The organism is Streptomyces sp. MBT53 (genome assembly GCF_016654115.1).
GTDB lineage: Bacteria > Actinomycetota > Actinomycetes > Streptomycetales > Streptomycetaceae > Streptomyces.
This window is the reverse complement of the sequence record NZ_JAEQAZ010000406.1, coordinates 1-2,367: the sequence shown is the minus strand read 5'-3', so window position 1 is coordinate 2,367 and position 2,367 is coordinate 1. Positions and strand designations below refer to the sequence as shown.

General features: G+C 67.7%; 3 protein-coding genes. 1 reads left to right on the top strand and 2 read right to left on the bottom strand.

Annotated elements, in window-relative coordinates:
• Window positions 1–82 precede the first annotated feature (82 nt).
• Window positions 83–388 carry a hypothetical protein gene (locus tag JHN45_RS51605; RefSeq protein WP_234469915.1) on the bottom strand — a complete coding sequence of 102 codons (306 nt, stop codon included), beginning with the start codon at window positions 386–388 and terminating at the stop codon, window positions 83–85.
• Window positions 389–436: 48 nt separating this feature from the next.
• Window positions 437–1,009, bottom strand: coding sequence for a hypothetical protein (locus tag JHN45_RS51600; RefSeq protein WP_201056423.1), 573 nt, complete (start codon window positions 1,007–1,009; stop codon window positions 437–439).
• Window positions 1,010–1,328: 319 nt separating this feature from the next.
• Here JHN45_RS51600 and JHN45_RS51595 point away from each other — a divergent pair, with 319 nt between their 5' ends.
• Entirely contained in the window at window positions 1,329–2,111 is a 783-nt protein-coding gene (locus JHN45_RS51595; RefSeq protein ID WP_201056422.1) for a polysaccharide deacetylase family protein, read from the top strand.
• The last annotated feature ends 256 nt before the right edge of the window (window positions 2,112–2,367 follow it).

Genomic DNA, 2,367 nt, shown 5'->3' with positions numbered 1-2,367 from the left:
CAATGTGAATGATCCGTCCGATCGGCAGCCTCCTCGCCCGCGTGCCGGGACCGCATCCCGCGGCCCCGGCACGTCGCGGCGCTCAGACGAAGACGGCCATGATGTCGCCGCCGAAGTAGCCGCTGCCCGCCCAGGCCACCGAGGTGTTGGGGGCGTTGACGATGTTGCCCCCGATCGTGGTGCAGCCGCCCGCGCTGCACGCCGTACCGACGACGTAGTAGCGACCGGTGGTGCAACTGACGCCCACGTACTTTCCGTCGGAGGAGCGGGAGGTGGTGCACGAGGCGGCGGCCTGGTCCGACTGAGCCGCCGCCGGAGTCGCCAGACCGATCGCGACCACGGAGGCGGCGGCGCACAGGGTCGCCGCGAGGCGTCTCCGAGTCATCATGTTGGTACTGCCTTTCGCGAGAGGTGACTTTCCGTCGGCGGAGATCCGTCAGCAGTTCTTGATCCAGTGGACCCAGTACCAGGGAGCGTCCGGGTCCTGCGAGAAGGCACCCGCGTCGTGCCACTTCGAGACGCCGTCGTCGTCCAGGAAGTTCGCGACCGTCCCCTTGGACTGGTTGTTGATCCACGATCCGTTCTGCAGCCATGGGATGCGGAAGTTGTAGCAGGCCCACATGCTGATCTTGTCGCCCTCGTACCAAGTGCCCTTCCAGGCACACATGGTGTTGCCGGGGCAGAGTTCGACCGCCGGCTTCCTGGGCGCACTCGCCTCGCGAACCGTCTTCTCTCCCGGCAGGGTCAGGACGATCTCACCGCTGTCGCCGAGGAAGATCCTGTTCACGGACACCTGTGTGCCGCCGGTCGAGGTCAGATAGGAGTCCACCCGCTCCTGAAGTCCCCGCGCCTGCGCGCCGGTCAGTCCCAACTCCCGCGCCTGTCCGGCGAAGTCGGTCCGGACGGGCCCGCTCGCGTCGGCGGCCGCACCGGTCGCCGACGCGAACACGAAGGCACCCACCGCGAGGACGGCGATCAGACCGCGTCTCGCCCCGTTTCGTCTTGCCATAGAGCCATTACCCCCATTGAGTGCCGCGGCGGGAGGTCACCCCGCTCACCGGGACATCGTTCGCGAGGCGGTCGCCCGCCTCAACGATTTCGATGCTCGTCGAAAACATGGACAGACCTGGGCCGATGGAGGTGCGGGCCTTCTCTCCGTGGAGTCGGGACCGTCCGGCCGGTGGCCCCGCGCCGACCGGAATCGTCATGCGCGATCCTCGAACTCCCGGGAAATTGTCCGCAATCCGTAACAGCGGGATCCTTCCGGTCGTTTATCCCGTCCTGACGAATGCACGGAACCGGACAACAGGACAGGGAACAGGGCGGACATGGCACGGCATGGCGGGCGGGGTTGGTACGGCCGGGTACTCGCGGCGGCGGTCGGTGTGACGGCGGTGGCGGCGGCCACCTCGGTGTGGACCGCGCAGGCCGGTGTGGTCGACGCGCAACGGGGCGCAGCCAACGCGCGTCCCGGCGCCGCCAGTTCGGCCCCGGCCCGAGTGGCGGCCGTGTCCGCGGAGATCGTGCACGCCTCCGACAAGGGCGCGCGAGGCGTCAACATCACCATCGACGACGGGCCGGACCCGACCTGGACCCCGCAGGTGCTCCAAGTGCTCAAGGAGTACGGGGTGAAGGCCACCTTCTGCATGGTCGGCCCGATGGCCGAGGCCCACCCGGACCTGGTCAAGGCGGTGGTGGCGGCCGGGCACAGGTTGTGCGACCACTCGGTGTCGCACGACACCACCATGGACAAGAAGTCCGAGTCCTACCAGAAGCAGGAGATCCTGAACGCCGCCGCCATGATCACCAAGGCCTCCGGGGGCGTACGGCCGCTGTACTACCGGGCGCCGGGCGGCGCCTTCACGCCGTACAGCCGGCATCTCGCCGCCGCGCAGGGCATGCGTCCGCTGGGGTGGAACGTCGACTCCAAGGACTTCGAACTCCCCGGCACCGGCGCCATCGTGACCACCGTCAAGAGCGAACTGCCCAACGGGCCGACCATCCTGTTCCACGACGCCGGCGGCGACCGCTCCGAGACGGTGGCCGCGCTGCGCGAGATCCTGCCGTGGCTGAAGCAGCAGGGCTATTCGTTCGGTTTCCCGATGCGCTGAGCAGCGCGTCGAGCAACGTGCGGAACGATGCGCCGAATTGACGGTCGTCGTTTTTCGGGTGGCGAATATGTGTGGGAAATGTGGAACGGCCGCCGAGGTGGCGGTATTTAAGCGTTTCGGTGCCGATTCGCGCTGCTGTCGATTCACCATGAAGGCTTGCGGCGATTTCACCCGTGCAGTAACTACGTGAAGCATGAACCTGTTCAACCGTGCTGCGCCCCTCCGCCGCCCGGCACCCCCCACAGCTCCGCAACGC